This window comes from Pulveribacter sp. (assembly GCF_032079985.1).
Lineage (GTDB): Bacteria > Pseudomonadota > Gammaproteobacteria > Burkholderiales > Burkholderiaceae_C > Melaminivora.
This window is the reverse complement of the sequence record NZ_DAMATK010000002.1, coordinates 39,278-53,339: the sequence shown is the minus strand read 5'-3', so window position 1 is coordinate 53,339 and position 14,062 is coordinate 39,278. Positions and strand designations below refer to the sequence as shown.

Annotated in this window: 11 protein-coding genes, 1 tRNA gene and 1 riboswitch (1 of these 13 only partly in view); of the genes, 7 read left to right on the top strand and 5 right to left on the bottom strand. The window is 68.8% G+C overall.

Features of this window, described 5'->3' with window-relative positions:
• Positions 1–38 (top strand) — tRNA-Leu (locus RT282_RS06500); it begins 147 nt to the left of the window's first position.
• Positions 39–154: 116 nt separating this feature from the next.
• Here the strand turns inward: RT282_RS06500 and RT282_RS06495 are convergent.
• Positions 155–2,788, bottom strand: coding sequence for a DUF349 domain-containing protein (locus RT282_RS06495; protein WP_313312752.1), 2,634 nt, complete (start codon positions 2,786–2,788; stop codon positions 155–157).
• Between the two features lie 987 nt (positions 2,789–3,775).
• On the opposite strand from RT282_RS06495, the gene RT282_RS06490 reads away from it, so the two are divergent.
• From RT282_RS06490 to nrdR, 3 genes are all read left to right on the top strand, one after another.
• Positions 3,776–4,624 (top strand): lytic transglycosylase domain-containing protein, encoded by an 849-nt coding sequence (locus tag RT282_RS06490; protein WP_313312751.1) that lies wholly within the window; start codon positions 3,776–3,778, stop codon positions 4,622–4,624.
• A gap of 29 nt (positions 4,625–4,653) precedes the next feature.
• Positions 4,654–4,823: riboswitch (ZMP/ZTP riboswitch) on the top strand.
• Positions 4,824–4,863: 40 nt separating this feature from the next.
• On the top strand, positions 4,864–6,108 hold the full coding sequence (gene glyA, locus RT282_RS06485; protein ID WP_313312749.1) for a serine hydroxymethyltransferase: 1,245 nt from the start codon (positions 4,864–4,866) through the stop codon (positions 6,106–6,108).
• 22 nt (positions 6,109–6,130) lie between these two features.
• Positions 6,131–6,580 (top strand): transcriptional regulator NrdR, encoded by a 450-nt coding sequence (gene nrdR / locus RT282_RS06480; protein ID WP_312307014.1) that lies wholly within the window; start codon positions 6,131–6,133, stop codon positions 6,578–6,580.
• A gap of 134 nt (positions 6,581–6,714) precedes the next feature.
• On the opposite strand, the gene aroC is transcribed toward nrdR, so the two are convergent.
• On the bottom strand, positions 6,715–7,812 hold the full coding sequence (aroC, locus tag RT282_RS06475) for a chorismate synthase (RefSeq protein ID WP_313312747.1): 1,098 nt from the start codon (positions 7,810–7,812) through the stop codon (positions 6,715–6,717).
• Between the two features lie 98 nt (positions 7,813–7,910).
• The gene (locus RT282_RS06470; RefSeq protein WP_313312745.1) at positions 7,911–8,375 is read right to left on the bottom strand and encodes a CBS domain-containing protein; all 465 of its coding nucleotides are present in this window, start codon (positions 8,373–8,375) and stop codon (positions 7,911–7,913) included.
• A gap of 108 nt (positions 8,376–8,483) precedes the next feature.
• On the opposite strand from RT282_RS06470, the gene RT282_RS06465 reads away from it, so the two are divergent.
• Together RT282_RS06465 and RT282_RS06460 are read left to right on the top strand one after the other, a co-directional pair.
• Positions 8,484–9,806: an O-acetylhomoserine aminocarboxypropyltransferase gene (locus tag RT282_RS06465; RefSeq protein ID WP_313312744.1), complete on the top strand. Its 1,323-nt coding sequence runs from the start codon at positions 8,484–8,486 to the stop codon at positions 9,804–9,806.
• Complete coding sequence (locus RT282_RS06460) at positions 9,806–10,612, top strand: alpha/beta hydrolase (protein WP_313312742.1); 807 nt, start codon at positions 9,806–9,808, stop codon at positions 10,610–10,612. The genes RT282_RS06465 and RT282_RS06460 overlap by 1 nt, the downstream gene beginning before the upstream one ends.
• Positions 10,613–10,703: 91 nt before the next feature.
• Here the strand turns inward: RT282_RS06460 and RT282_RS06455 are convergent, their stop codons facing one another.
• Positions 10,704–11,414, bottom strand: a complete 711-nt coding sequence (locus tag RT282_RS06455) for an HAD-IA family hydrolase (protein WP_313312740.1) — start codon at positions 11,412–11,414, stop codon at positions 10,704–10,706.
• 26 nt (positions 11,415–11,440) lie between these two features.
• Here RT282_RS06455 and hemH point away from each other — a divergent pair, with 26 nt between their 5' ends.
• On the top strand, positions 11,441–12,442 hold the full coding sequence (gene hemH, locus RT282_RS06450; RefSeq protein WP_313312738.1) for a ferrochelatase: 1,002 nt from the start codon (positions 11,441–11,443) through the stop codon (positions 12,440–12,442).
• A 105-nt stretch (positions 12,443–12,547) separates the two neighbouring features.
• Here the strand turns inward: hemH and RT282_RS06445 are convergent, their stop codons facing one another.
• Positions 12,548–14,059, bottom strand: a complete 1,512-nt coding sequence (locus RT282_RS06445; RefSeq protein WP_313312736.1) for a tripartite tricarboxylate transporter permease — start codon at positions 14,057–14,059, stop codon at positions 12,548–12,550.
• Positions 14,060–14,062: the final 3 nt, after the last annotated feature.

The following is a 14,062-nucleotide window of genomic DNA, read 5'->3' as shown; positions in this document are numbered from 1 at the left end:
TGAGAGGCGTGGAGGTTCGAGTCCTCTCCTGGGCACCAAAACAAACAAAAAGCCGCTGATGCAAATCAGCGGCTTTTTCGTTGCTGGCGCTTCAAGCCGGCATATTGCGCCGGGCGCCGGGCCTTGCAGCCCGGTCTGCCCCATCACCAGCTTCTCATTTGCGCAGCAGCGCCTTGAGCGCGTTCTGCAGGCGGCGCGCCTGGGCTTCGTCGCCGGCACTGGCGAAGATCTGTGCAGCGTCGCTCTCCCAGGTTTGCTGCGGCGACGGATCGTTGCGGCGCGTGAGCAGCTGCAGCTGCAGCGCACGGCGCGCCGACAGCTGCTCGGCCGGGGTCGGCACCTCGGCGGCGATCTCCAGGCGCAGCAGCGCCTGCTGCGCATCACTGGCCGCAGCCGGAGCAGACAGCGCCTGCGTCCAGGCCGTGCGGGCACTGGGCGACACCTTGCCGCCCAGCTCCTGCACGCTGGGCACCTGCGCCGCATCGCGGGCCTTCCAGGCGGCCATCAGCTGCGTGAGCGCTTCGCCGTGGGCCTGGGCCGCCAGCTTGCGCAGCGTGGCCTGGGCATGCTCCATGGCGTCGCGCTGGGCGCGGAAGGCGGTGTCGCCCAGGCGGGGACCGCGGGCCGGAGCATCGCCCCGGTCGCGCATGCGCCCGCCCTGCCCGCCCCTGAAGTCGTCACGGTCGCGCCGGTCACCGGGACGGCCACCGCGCTGCTGGGGCGCGGCCGTGGCTGGCTTGCGCGCACCAGGGCGATCGTCGCCGCGCACGGCCACCACAGGGCGCTGCACAGGCGCGGGTGCGGGTGCAGCCTCTGCCATCGGCGCTTCAGCGCCTGCTTCAGTATTTGTAGCTGCTGGCGCTTGCTGGACATGGGCTGCAGCCTGATTTTGCTCAGATTGAGCGTCATGCTGCGCCTTCAGCGCAGCGTCCAGCGAGGCCATGGCCTCGCGGATGCGCTGGGCGTCGCCCGAGGCGTTGGCCGCCTCCAGCGCCTTGGACGCTTCCAGCACCGCGCGGTCGCGCGCGCCCATCTGGGCCGCACCCTGCTCGCGCGCCGCACTCTTGCGGGCGAAGGCCTCGTCGATGGGCTTGCGGAAGGCGTCCCACAGCTTTTGCTCCTGCCGGCGGTCCAGCGGCACCGCCTGCGCCTCGGCCTGCCAGCGCTGCTGCAGAGCCTTGACGGCGTCGATGCGCAGCTGCGGCGCGGCGCCCAGCGCCGTGGCTTCCTCGATCATGGCGTGGCGCTGGGCCAGGCTGGCCTTTTGCGCGGCTGCCAGCGGAGCGCCGGCCTCGGCCATGGCCTCCTTCCACAAGGGCTGCAGCTCGGCAAACACCTTCTCACTGACGTGGCCGCCGGCGCGCCAGCGCTCGCTGAACTGGTGCAGTGCGCGGCTGGCGGCCTTCCAGTCGGGGGTGGTAGCGGAGGTTTGCTCCTGCGTCCAGGCCTTGAGTTCGTCCACCAAGGCCTGGCGCTGGGCGCGGTGCTGAGCGCTTTCGGCGCGCACCTTCTCCAGCCAGGCCTCCACGATCTTGTGGGCGGCGTTGCAGGCCTCGTCGAAACGCTTCCAAAGCGCATGGTTGGCGGGCGCGCCCTGGTCGGCCTGCTTCCACTGCTCGCGCAGCTGGCGCAGCGTTTCCTGCATCTTGCGGCCGCCCAAGGCCTGGCCTTCGGGACGGTTCAGCAGGCCCTCGGCACGCGCGACCAGGTCTTCGCGCACCTGGTCGGCGCTCCAGCGCTGCCAGCCTTCCAGCTCGCCAGCGGCGACCAGTGCGGCATGCACCTTCTGCTCCAGCTCGTTGTCGATCAGCTTGCCGTGCACCTTGAGCACCCCGCGCAGGGCAGTCGCTGCCCCGGCGCTGGCTTTGCCGTGACCCTGGGCGGTCTCTTCCTCCAGTTTGGCCAAGGCTTCGCGCACTGCCTGCTGGGCTGCCTCGCGCTGGGCCGGATCCACCTTGGGGCGGACCGGAGCAGCGCTGCGCGCCTGGGCCTTTTCGGCCTCGGTGGGCAAGCCACGCGCCTGGCGTAGTTCATCGGCCCAGACGGGTACGGGCGGCAGTGGCGCCGCGGCGTCCTCAGCCGCGGCGACGGTCTGGCTCAGCGCCGACTGGAAGGCCTCCCAGACCACCAGCAGCTGGGCGCGCGAGGCCTCCAGCTGGGCCGGAAAGCGCGCTTCCACGCTGGGCCAGGCGGCGTCGCCGGACAGCTCCTGCGCCTGCGCCTGCCAGCGCTCGACGTCGGAGCTCAGCAGCGCCAGGGCCGCCTGCGCGTCCTTCCAGGGCTTGGTAGACAGGACTTCGATGCGCTGGGCCAGCAGCACGGCGGCCTCGCGCTGCACCTGCACGCGGTGCTGCAGGTCCTCAATGACCTTGACGCGCTCGGCCAGCTGGCCCTTGAGCTGCGACAGCGGCTCGCGCGACAGCGGCGCGCCGGCCTTGGCGGCGTCGCGCTGCCAGGCCAGGGCGTCGGCGATGTTTAGGCGTGGCGCGGCCAGCAGTGCCTCGGCCTTGGCGGCCCATTCGGCGCCGATGGCCTCTTGCGCCTGGGCGCGGCGGATCTCGTCCAGCCGCTCGCGCACGGCACGGGCCGCGCCCTTGTCACGCGCGCTGAGTTCCTTGAAGACCTCCTGCAGGCGCTCGACCGGGGGCTGCGTGGCCAGCCAATCGCGGATGCGCCCCGCGCGCTCGCCGGACGTCGCGGCCGAGAAGGCGCCACCCGTCAGCGCGTCCAGGGGATGCGGCTCGCTGGTTTTTGCCGGGACCGGGGAGGTTTCAGGAGCGTCGGACATTTTGCTGCGGGAAGAAAAAGGAAACATGGTTCTGGCAGGAGGGCGATGGACCGGGATGCGGCGAACGCTGGGGGGTCATCGCGGCTAGAAGCGGGTAGACGGGAAGTCCGGCCACCGCGGGAAAGTTGCTATTTTGGCCCGGTTTTGCAAGACGGCCGCCAGGGCTGCCAAGGCCACGCGGCGGAAGCCATTCGAGGCATCTCCACTGCGAGCGGACATTTATCAAAACTGATAGCTGCCAGCGCTTGCTACACAAGGGTTTGCAGCCATTTTCATTTAAACCCCTCCCAGGAAGCGCCAAGCCGTCTCCATACATATATAGAGGGCAAGGCTGTCATCAAGAGAAACATGCCTGCCGGCCGCCCCGATGTTGATGAAAAGCAGAAAAAGAGAAGCCCGGTGGAAGGAAGCCTTCCACCGGGCCCGATGGCGGACGCAGCGGTCCATGTGCCATCGCTTTTCGCACTCGGGGAGAGATAAGTCCCCCAGTGCGGGAGGCAAAGTATTGCCTCCGAGGGATGCCGCGCAGGAGGCCGCCTTTTGCAAAGCTGCGAACCTGGTTGGCTTCGCGCCCGGCCACAGCCGGACGAATGGAAGATTAGCAAAGGCGGGCGTCCCCTTCCATCGATGTTTCGCAATGACACAACCGCACCGACCCCATCAGGCAAGAGCTGTTTCCTGATGTTGCAATCAGTTCATTTATGCTTTTTTTGTCTCAAACAAGAAAACCTTAGTATTGACTGAGCATTTTGCAGCCCCCTAGAATCCGCCAGCTTCACGACATCACCTCGTAGTAACCCTAGCCCAGCCGTCTCTCGGCTCCGATGGTCCGCAAGTTTCCGGTGCGCCGCGCGCCCGGCACGGATCGATATGGCAACCCAGTCCGGGCGAGCACGCCCGGCCCGAAATCGAGTTCCCTCCCCTGCATCGCTGCATTGCGGTGCCTCGCCTTGCCGGGACTCGTTTCTTGCAGAAAGGATGAGAGCTATGACAGCTTCAGGAAGAGCCGTCGCCGGCGTTCGCACTTTTGCCGCCGATGTCGCCAATGGCTTTCTGGAAGTCACCCACAGCAGCTTCGCCCTGCTGGGGCTGGCCGTCGCCTTCGTCGCCATCACCCTGACGGCGCGGCCCGACCTGCGTCAAGCGGGCGAGGAACACCTGATGGGCTGGCTGCAGTCGCGCCAGCCGGTGGTAGTGCAACTGGAAGCCGAGCCGCCCCTGGGCGATCGCCCCCTGGCCATCAACCCTAAGGAACTGCCGCGCGAGCAGGCCGCCGTGGCCTACTGGCTGAGCAAGAAATACCGCGTGGCCCCCGAGCCCGTGGCCGCGCTGGTGAACGAGGCCTACGAGATCGGCACGCGAACCAAGCTGGACCCGACGCTGATCCTGGCCATCGTGGCCATCGAATCGAGCTTCAATCCCTTCGCCCAGAGTCCTGTGGGGGCGCAAGGCCTGATGCAGGTCATGACGCGCGTGCACACCGACAAGTACGAGGACGTGGGCGGCCACCTGGCAGCCTTCAACCCCCTGGCCAACCTGCGCGTGGGCGTAAAGGTGCTGCAGGAATGCATCGCCCGCGCCGGCTCGCTGGAGGGGGGCCTGCGCTACTACGTGGGCGCCGCCAACCTGCCCAGCGACGGCGGCTATGCCGCCAAGGTGCTGGCCGAGCACTTCCGTCTGCGTCAGGTGGCGGGCGGACGGGCCGCCGCCCCCAACGTGCCGCCGGCCACGCCCGTGCTGTCCACGAAGGCTCCGGCCGAGGCGGCCGACGTGAGCGCGCCCTCCGCCGCACTGCAGCCCACTGGCGAGAAGGTGGCCATGCTGGCCGGCGTCTGACCGGTTGGTTCTCGGCGCTCGGCTACACTAGCCGGGTACGCGACTGGCGATAGGCGTGGCGCACCTGAGAGGGCGCCGCCGCTGACGTGGAAATCCTGCAGGAGGCATGCCTTTCCTGCCAACCACTGGGAAGCGTACCGCGCGGGCAGCCCCAACGGGCTGCCTTTGCCGCGATCCGTCGTTCGCCTGGGCAGCCCCTGGAAGCCTTCGGGGGGCACACGTTCATCAGACTGCCAACCATGTACCAACGCAACATCCTTGTCGAACAAACCGATCCCGAGGTGTGGGCTGCCATTCAGGCCGAAAACGTCCGCCAGGAAGAGCACATCGAGCTGATCGCCAGCGAAAACTACGCCTCGCCCGCCGTCATGGCTGCACAGGGCTCCCAGCTGACCAACAAGTACGCCGAGGGCTACCCCGGCAAGCGCTACTACGGCGGCTGCGAGAACGTGGACGTGATCGAGCAGCTGGCCATCGACCGCATCAAGCAGCTGTTCGGCGCCGAGGCGGCCAATGTGCAACCCAACTCCGGCTCGCAGGCCAACCAGGCCGTGCTGATGGCTTTTTGCAAGCCCGGCGACACCATCCTGGGCATGAGTCTGGCCGAGGGCGGGCACCTGACGCACGGCATGCCGCTGAACATGAGCGGCAAGTGGTTCAACGTGGTCTCCTATGGCCTGAACGCCCAGGAAGAGATCGACTACGACGCCCTGGAGGCCAAGGCACGCGAGCACAAGCCCAGGTTGATCATCGCCGGCGCCTCGGCCTATGCCCTGCGCATCGACTTCGAGCGCTTTGCGAAGATCGCAAAGGAAGTCGGCGCCATCTTCTGGGTGGACATCGCCCATTACGCCGGCCTGGTAGTCGCGGGCGAATACCCCAACCCGGTGCCTTTTGCCGATGTGGTCACCTCCACCACGCACAAGAGCCTGCGCGGCCCGCGCGGCGGCATCATCCTGATGAAGGCCGAGCACGAGAAGGCGCTCAATTCCGCCATCTTCCCCGGCTTGCAAGGGGGGCCGCTGGAGCACGTCATCGCCGCCAAGGCCGTGGCCTTCAAGGAAGCGCTGTCGCCCGAGTTCAAGACCTACCAGCAGCAGGTGGTGAAGAACGCCAAGGTCTTTGCCGAAACGCTGACGGCGCGCGGCCTGCGCATCGTCAGCGGCCGCACGGAAAGCCACGTCATGCTGGTGGATCTGCGCGCCAAAGGCATCACCGGCAAGGAAGCCGAGGCGGCCCTGGGCAAGGCGCACATCACCATCAACAAGAACGCCATTCCCAACGACCCGGAAAAGCCCATGGTGACCAGCGGCATCCGCGTGGGCACGCCAGCCATCACCACGCGCGGCTTCAAGGAAGAAGAGACGCGCCTGACGGCCAACCTGCTGGCCGATGTGCTGGAGAACCCGCACGACGAGGGCCACCTGGCCGCAGTGCGCGCCAAGGTGCACGAACTGACCAGCCGCTTCCCGGTCTACCGCTGAACGCCCGCCGGGCCACGCCAGCGTGAAGTGCCCTTTCTGCAGCCACCCGGAGACGCAGGTCGCAGAAACCCGCGTGTCCGAGGACGGCACGCTGGTGCGCCGGCGCCGGCGCTGCGCCGCGTGCGACAAGCGCTTCACCACGTACGAGCGGCCGGAAGTCAACTTTCCGACCATCGTCAAGAAGGACGGGCGGCGCGTGGAGTACGACCGCGCCAAGCTGCTCGCGTCCTTCCAGCTGGCGCTGCGCAAGCGCCCGGTGAGCACGGTGCAGATCGACAGCGCCATTGAGCGCATCGAGGAACGGCTGCTGAACCTGGGCCAGCGCGAGATGCTGTCCAGCACGTTGGGCGAGTTGGTCATGCGCGAGCTGCAGAAGCTCGACAAGGTGGCCTACGTGCGCTTTGCCAGCGTGTACCGCAGCTTCGAGGACGTGCACGAGTTCCGCGCGCTGGTCGACGAGGTGGGCAAGTGAAGCGACTGGCGCTACGGTTTTAGTAGCTGCCTGCGCTTAGCTGGCGGGCGACAGAGCCGTTTTTTGCCATCATTTCACAGCACCAGGGCCGCAACTGCGGCCCTTGTCTTGTGAACTGGCCGCAAGCGCCGGTTTCAGCCCGCGCTGGCGGCGATGGGGCCCACGGCCTGGTGCACGTCGCCGCACTGCGCCCGGTGGCGCAGGACATGGTCCATCAGCACCAGCGCCAGCAGCGCCTCGGCGATCGGCGCGGCGCGGATGCCCACGCAGGGGTCGTGCCGCCCCTTGGTCACCACCTCCACGCTCTGGCCGTGCACGTCGATGGACTGGCGCGGGCTGAGGATGGAACTGGTGGGCTTGATGCCGATGCTGACCTCGATGTCCTGCCCCGTGCTGATGCCGCCCAGGATGCCGCCCGCGTGGTTGCTGGCAAAGCCCTGGGGGGTGAGCGAATCGCCGTGCACCGTGCCGCGCTGCGCCGCACTGGCGAAGCCGGCGCCGATCTCCACCGCTTTCACCGCGTTCAGGCCCATCATGGCGTGGGCGATGTCCGCGTCCAGCCGGTCGTACAGGGGCTCGCCCAGGCCCACGGGCACGTTCGCCGCCTGCACGCGGATGCGCGCACCGCAGGAGTCGCCGGCCTTGCGCAGCCGGTCCATGTAGTCCTCGTAGCGCTGCACGTCGGCGACCGGGGCGAAGAAGGGGTTGCGGGGCACGTGCTCCCAGGACTCGAAGGGAATGTCCAGTTCGCCCAGCTGCGTCATGCAGGCGCGCAGCTCGGTGCCGTATTTTTCCTTCAGCCACTTGCGCGCCACGGCGCCGGCAGCCACGGTGGGAGCCGTCAGGCGTGCGGACGAACGCCCGCCGCCGCGCGGGTCGCGCAGGCCGTACTTGTGCCAGTAGGTGTAGTCGGCGTGGCCGGGGCGAAAGCTCTGGGCGATGTCCCCGTAGTCCTTGCTGCGCTGGTCCTGGTTGCGGATCAGCAGGGCGATCGGCGTGCCGGTGGTGCGGCCCTCGTACACGCCGGACAGGATCTCCACCGCGTCGGGTTCGCGCCGCTGCGTGACATGCCGGCTGGTGCCGGGACGGCGGCGGTCCAGGTCGTGCTGGATGTCGGCCTCCGCCAGTGCCATGCCCGGCGGGCAGCCGTCGATCACGCAGCCGATGGCCGGGCCGTGGGATTCACCGAAATTGGTGACGCAAAACAGGGTGCCGAGTGTGTTGCCGCTCATAGGACCGGGATTATCGCCCAGCCCCGTGCTCATAAAAAGTGAGCTGCCAGCGCTTATACAGCAAGGGCTGGAGCCATCTTTGGCTATGAAAGCTGCGCTCAGCCCGGCTGCTGCTGGCCGCTGGATTCTTCCTGCGGCCAGTCGCGGATATAGGCCTTGAGCAGCTTGTTCTCGAAGTTCTGCCCGTCCACCACGGCCTTGGCCACGTCGTAGAAGCTGACCACGCCCATCAGCATGCGGTTTTCCATGACCGGCATGTAGCGGGCGTGGCGGCCCAGCATCATGCGTCGCACCTCGTCCATGTCGGTCTCCAGCGTGCAGGTCAGCGGCGCGTCGTCCATGGCGGTGCGCACCAGTGTCGTGCCTAGGCTTCCTCCCTGCCGGGACAGGTGTCCAATGACCTCGCGGAAGGTGAGCATGCCCACCAGATCGCCGTGCTCCATCACCACCAGCGAGCCGATGTCTTTCTCGGCCATGGTCTGCACGGCCTGCGCCAGCGGCTCGTCGGGCGTGACGGTGTAGAGGGTGTTGCCTTTGACGCGCAGGATGTCGCTGACTTTCATGGGATGTCTCTCGGTGTCGCTTTCGGGGCAGGCAGGCGCGCCGTGCGCCGGATGCTCGCGAAAATATAGCCCACAATCCCCGGCGCATTGACCACTTTGGAGACACGGATGCCCGGATATTCCGACCCTGGCTTCGACACGCTCGCGCTGCACGCGGGCAGCCAGCCGGACCCGACCACCGGCGCGCGCGCCACGCCGCTGTACCTGACGACCTCGTTCGTCTTCCAGTCCAGCGATCACGCCGCCGCCCTGTTCAACCTGGAAAGCCCCGGCCACGTCTACAGCCGCCTGAGCAACCCGACCACCGACGTGTTGGAGCAGCGCGTCGCCGCGCTGGAGGGCGGCGTGGGCGCGATCGCCACCGCCAGCGGCCAGGCCGCGCTGCACCTGGCCGTCGCCACGCTGATGGGCGCGGGCGGGCACATCGTCGCCAGCACCGCGCTGTACGGCGGCTCGCAGAACCTGCTGCACTACACGCTGCGCCGCTTCGGCATCGAGACGAGCTTCGTCAAGCCCGGCGACATCGACGGCTGGCGCGCCGCCATCCGACCCAACACCCGGCTGCTGCTGGGCGAGACCGTGGGCAACCCGGGCATGGACGTGTTGGACATCCCCACCATCGCCCAGATCGCCGAGGACGCGGGCGTGCCGCTGCTGGTGGACTCCACCCTCACCTCGCCCTGGCTGATCAAGCCCTTCGAGCACGGCGCGCACCTGGTCTACCACTCGGCCACCAAGTTCCTGTCGGGCCACGGCACGGTGATCGGCGGCGTGCTGGTCGATGGCGGGCGCTTCGACTGGGAGGGCGGCGCGGCCCAGGGCAAATTCCCCGAGCTGACCGAGCCCTACGACGGCTTTCACGGCATGGTGTTCACCGAGGAGTCCAGCGTCGCCGCCTTCCTGCTGCGCGCGCGGCGTGAAGGCCTGCGCGACTTCGGCGCCTGCATGAGCCCGCATTCGGCCTGGACCATCCTGCAGGGCATCGAGACGCTGCCGCTGCGCATGGAGCGGCACGTGCGCAACACCGAGAAAGTGGTGCAGTTCCTGGCCAGCCACCCCTTTGTCTCGCGCGTGGGCCACCCCATGCTGGAGACGCACCCCAGCCACCAGCTGGCGCAAAGGCTGCTGCCGCGCGGCGCCGGCTCCGTGTTCAGCTTCGATATCAAGGGCAGCCGCGCGCAGGGCAAGAAGTTCATCGAGAACCTGCAGCTGTTCAGCCACCTGGCCAACGTGGGCGACGCCAAGAGCCTGGTCATCCACCCGGCCAGCACCACGCACTTCCGCATGAGCGACGAGGCGCTGGCGGCCGGCGGCATCAGCCAGGGCACGATCCGCCTGTCCATCGGCCTAGAGGAGGCGGATGACCTGATCGACGACCTCAAGCGCGCCCTCAAGGCCGCAGAGAAGTTTGGCGGAAAGGCAGGTGCGTGATGAACTACCAAGTCAACGGCGCCAGCGCCTACTGTTACACCGGCGGCCGGGCCTTCGACGCGGCCAAGCCCACGGTGGTCTTCATCCACGGCGTGCTGGGCGACCACAGCGTCTGGGCCTGGCAAAGCCGCTACATGGCCACGCACGGCTGGAACGTGCTGGCCGTGGACCTGCCCGGCCACGGCAGGAGCGGCGGAGAGGCGCCCCAGAGCGTCGAGCAGGCGGCGGATTTCATCGCCGGACTGCTGGACGCCGCCGGCGTGCAGCGCGCCGCACTGGTCGGGCACAGCTGGGGCTCGCTGATCGCGCTGGAGACGGCCGCGCGCCTAGGTGAGCGCATCAGCCACCTGGTGCTGGTGGGCACGGCCTACCCGATGAAGGTCTCGCCGGCGCTGATCCAGTCCTCGCAGGACACGCCCGAAGCGGCCCTGAAGATGGTCAACGTGTTCTCGCGCAGCACGCTGGCGCCTCCCACCGGGGCGGGCTTCTGGGTCTACGGCGCCGGCATGGCGCTGGGGCGGCGCGTGATGCAGGGCAACCGACAGGCCAACGTGTTCCACCGCGGCTTCGTGGCCTGCGACAGCTACGCCGGCGGCGAGGCGGCGATCGCGGCCATCCAGTGCCCGGTGCTGTTCGCCCTGGGCGCGCGCGACCAGATGACCAGCCCCAAGGCTGCCAAGGGCCTGATCGACGGTGCACGCGCCGCCGGCAAGCAGGTCACCGTGGTGCACCTGCCCGTGGGCCACAACCAGATGACCGAAGCGCCGCACGAGACGCTGGCGGCCATCCGCGACTTTTTGAGCTAAGCCAAATCAGCCGCCAGCGCTTGTACTACGGTCGCTGGCAGCTCCTTTTTTAATAGCAAACCGGGTGGCAGCGATGGCTGGCGCCGCGGCGCTACCGCAGCAGCTGGCACAGGGCGCCGAGGCTGGCCACCGTGGCGTGCGGTGCGGGGCCGCCATGCGTCCAGGCCGCGCCGGTGGTGTTCAGCCAGGCGGCCTGCAGGCCGGCGTCCAGCGCGCCGCGCGTGTCCAGCAGCGCATCGTCGCCCACGTGCAGCACCGCGCCGGGCGCCACGCCCGCGGCCCGCGCACCGGCGTGGAAGATGCGCGCGTCGGGCTTGGCCACGCCCAGCACCGTGGCGCTCAGGCTGTCCTTGAAGTACCGGCCGATGCCGATGCGGTGCACGTCGGCGTTGCCGTTGGACACCGCCACCACCGGGTAGCGCGCGGCCAGGAACTCCAGCGCGTGCAGCGCGTCGTCGAACAGCTCCACGCGCTGGCGCTCGGCGAAGAAGCAATCGAACGCCGGCTCGGCCAGCGCCGGGTCGTCGCCCGCCTGCGTGAGCGCCAGGCGGATGGACTCGCGCCGCAGCCCGCTCAGGTCGTGGCGCAGGTCGGGGCGCCCGGCCTCCACCTGCACGCGCAGCGCACGCAGGGCCGGCGCATCGGCGAACAGCGCCGCCGTGCCCGGCGCGTGCACGGCCAGCCAGCCGGCCAGCGCCGCTTCGGCGCGGCGGATGGTGGGCCACACGGGCCACAGGGTGTCGTCCAGGTCCAGGGTGATGGCGCGGATGCGCGCCAGGTCCAGCGTATGGGTCTTCGTCATGGCGCGGCCAAGGATAATCGCCGCCCATGCCTTCTTCCGATACCGCCATCTTGCTGTGCAACCTGGGCACGCCCGATGCGCCCACGGCGCCGGCGCTGCGCCGCTACCTGGCGCAGTTTTTGGGCGACCCGCGCGTGGTCGAGATTCCGCGCCTCGTGTGGCTGCCCATCCTGCACGGGATCATCCTGCGCATCCGGCCCGCCAAGTCGGCCGCCAAGTACGCGACCATCTGGACGCCCGAGGGCTCGCCCCTGGCCGTGTGGACGGCCAAGCAGGCGCTGATGCTGCGCGGCTGGCTGGGCGAGGCCGGGCACGCCGTGCGCGTGCAGCACGCCATGCGCTACGGCCAGCCCGCCATTGGCGCGCAGCTGCAGGCGCTGCAGGACGCCGGTGTGCAGCGCGTGCTGGTGCTGCCCCTGTACCCGCAATACTCCAGCACCACCACGGCCAGCCTGTTCGACGATGTGGCCGCCTGGGTCAAGCGCGCGCGCGTCTATCCCGAGCTGCGCTTCGTCAACGGCTACCACGACCACCCCGGCTACATCGGCGCGCTGGCAGACAGCGTGCGCGCCCACTGGCAGCGCGAAGGTGGGCCGGCCGAGCGCCTGGTGATGAGCTTTCACGGCATCCCCGAGCGCAACGTGCGCCTGGGCGACCCCTATGCCGACCAGTGCCGCACCACGGCGCGGCTGCTGGCGCAGGCGCTGGGCTTGACCGAGCAGCAGTGGCAGATCACCTTCCAATCGCGCTTCGGCAAGGCGCGCTGGCTGGAGCCCTACACCGAGCCCACGCTGGTCGCCCTCGCCCAGGCCGGCACGCGCCGCGTGGATGTGATGTGCCCCGGCTTCACCGGCGACTGCCTGGAGACGCTGGAGGAGATCAACCAGGAGGCGCGCCACGCCTTCATGGAGGCGGGCGGCAAGGAATTCCGCTACATCCCCTGCCTGAACGACGACCACGCGTGGCTCACCGCCCTGAGCCAGATCGCCCAGCAGCACCTGACCGGTTGGCCGACGGCGTCACTCTGACCGCCTGGGCGTCGCCAGCAGGGCAGTGCGGAAAAATAATAGGCAAATCGGGCTCCAGGCCTTACCACATAAGCGCTGGCAGCTCCCGATTCAATAGCGACTCGCTCAGCCGGCCGCGCTGCGCATCCGGCGCTCGGCCCAACGGCGCAGCACGCGCGGCACGATGAGCACGGCCAACACGATGACCAGCAGCGTCGCCGACATGGGCCGCTGCAGGAAGACCCACCAGCTGCCCTCGCCGATGGCCACGGCGTTGCGCATCTGCGCCTCCGCCAAGGGCCCCAGGATCATGCCGACGACCACCGGCGCGGTGGGAAAGTCATAGCGCCGCATCAGCACGCCCAGCAGGCCGATGGCGTACAGCAGGAACAGATCGAACGTGCTCTGGCGCATGCCGTACGCGCCCACGGTGGCGAAGATCAGGATGCCGGCGTACAGCTGCGGGCGCGGGATCTTCAGCAGCTTGACCCACATGCCCACCATGGGCAGGTTCAACACCAGCAGCATCAGGTTGCCGATGTACAGCGACGCAATCAGCGCCCACACCAGCGTGGCCGAGCTGGTAAACAGCTGCGGACCCGGGTTGATGCCGTAATTCTGAAAGGCCCCCAGCAGCACGGCCGTGGTGTTGCTGGTGGGGATGCCCAGCGTCAACAGCGGAATCAGCGCCGCCGTCACCGTGGCGTTGTTGGCCGCTTCCGGCCCGGCCACGCCCTCGATGGCGCCGGCGCTGCCGAACTCGGCGCGGTCCTCGCCCTTGGCCAGCTTCTTCTCGACCGCGTAGCTCAGGAAGGTGGGGATCTCCGTGCCCCCGGCCGGGATGCAGCCGAACGGCGTGCCGATGGCCGTGCCGCGCAGCCAGGCGGGCACCGAGCGCTTCCAGTCGCGCTGCGTCATGTGCACGCGGCCCATGGCGTTGCGCGACTCCTGCACGCGGCCCTCGTACAGCGCCGCGTACAGCACCTCGGCCACGGCGAACAGGCCCACGGCCACCAGCACGATGTCGATGCCGTCCAGCAGTTCCATCTTGCCGCCGGTGTAGCGCGCCGCACCCGTGATCTGGTCCATGCCCACGCAGCCCAGCGCCAGGCCGACGAACAGCGCCACCATGCCGCGCAGGCTGCTCTGGCCCAGCACGGCGCTCACCGTGGTGAAGGCCAGCACCATCAGCATGAAATATTCGGGCGGCCCGAGGCGCACGGCGAAGTCGGCCACCGCCGGGGCGAACAGCGTGACCACCACCGTGGCGACGGTGCCGGCCACGAACGAGCCGATGGCCGACGTGGCCAGCGCCGCGCCGGCGCGCCCGCTCTTGGCCATCTTGTTGCCCTCCATGGCCGTGACCATGCTGGCCGTCTCGCCGGGCGTGTTCAGCAGGATGGAGGTGGTCGAGCCGCCGTACATCGCGCCGTAGTAGATGCCGGCGAAAAAGATCATCGAGGCCGTGACCTCGACCTTGGCCGTGATGGGCAGCAGCATGGCCACGGCCACCGCCGGGCCGATGCCGGGCAGCACGCCCACGGCCGTGCCCAGGGCGCAGCCCACCAGCGCCCACAGCAAATTGACCGGCGTGGCGGCGGTGGCAAAGCCGGCCAGCAGCGCGTCGAAGATTTCCATGCC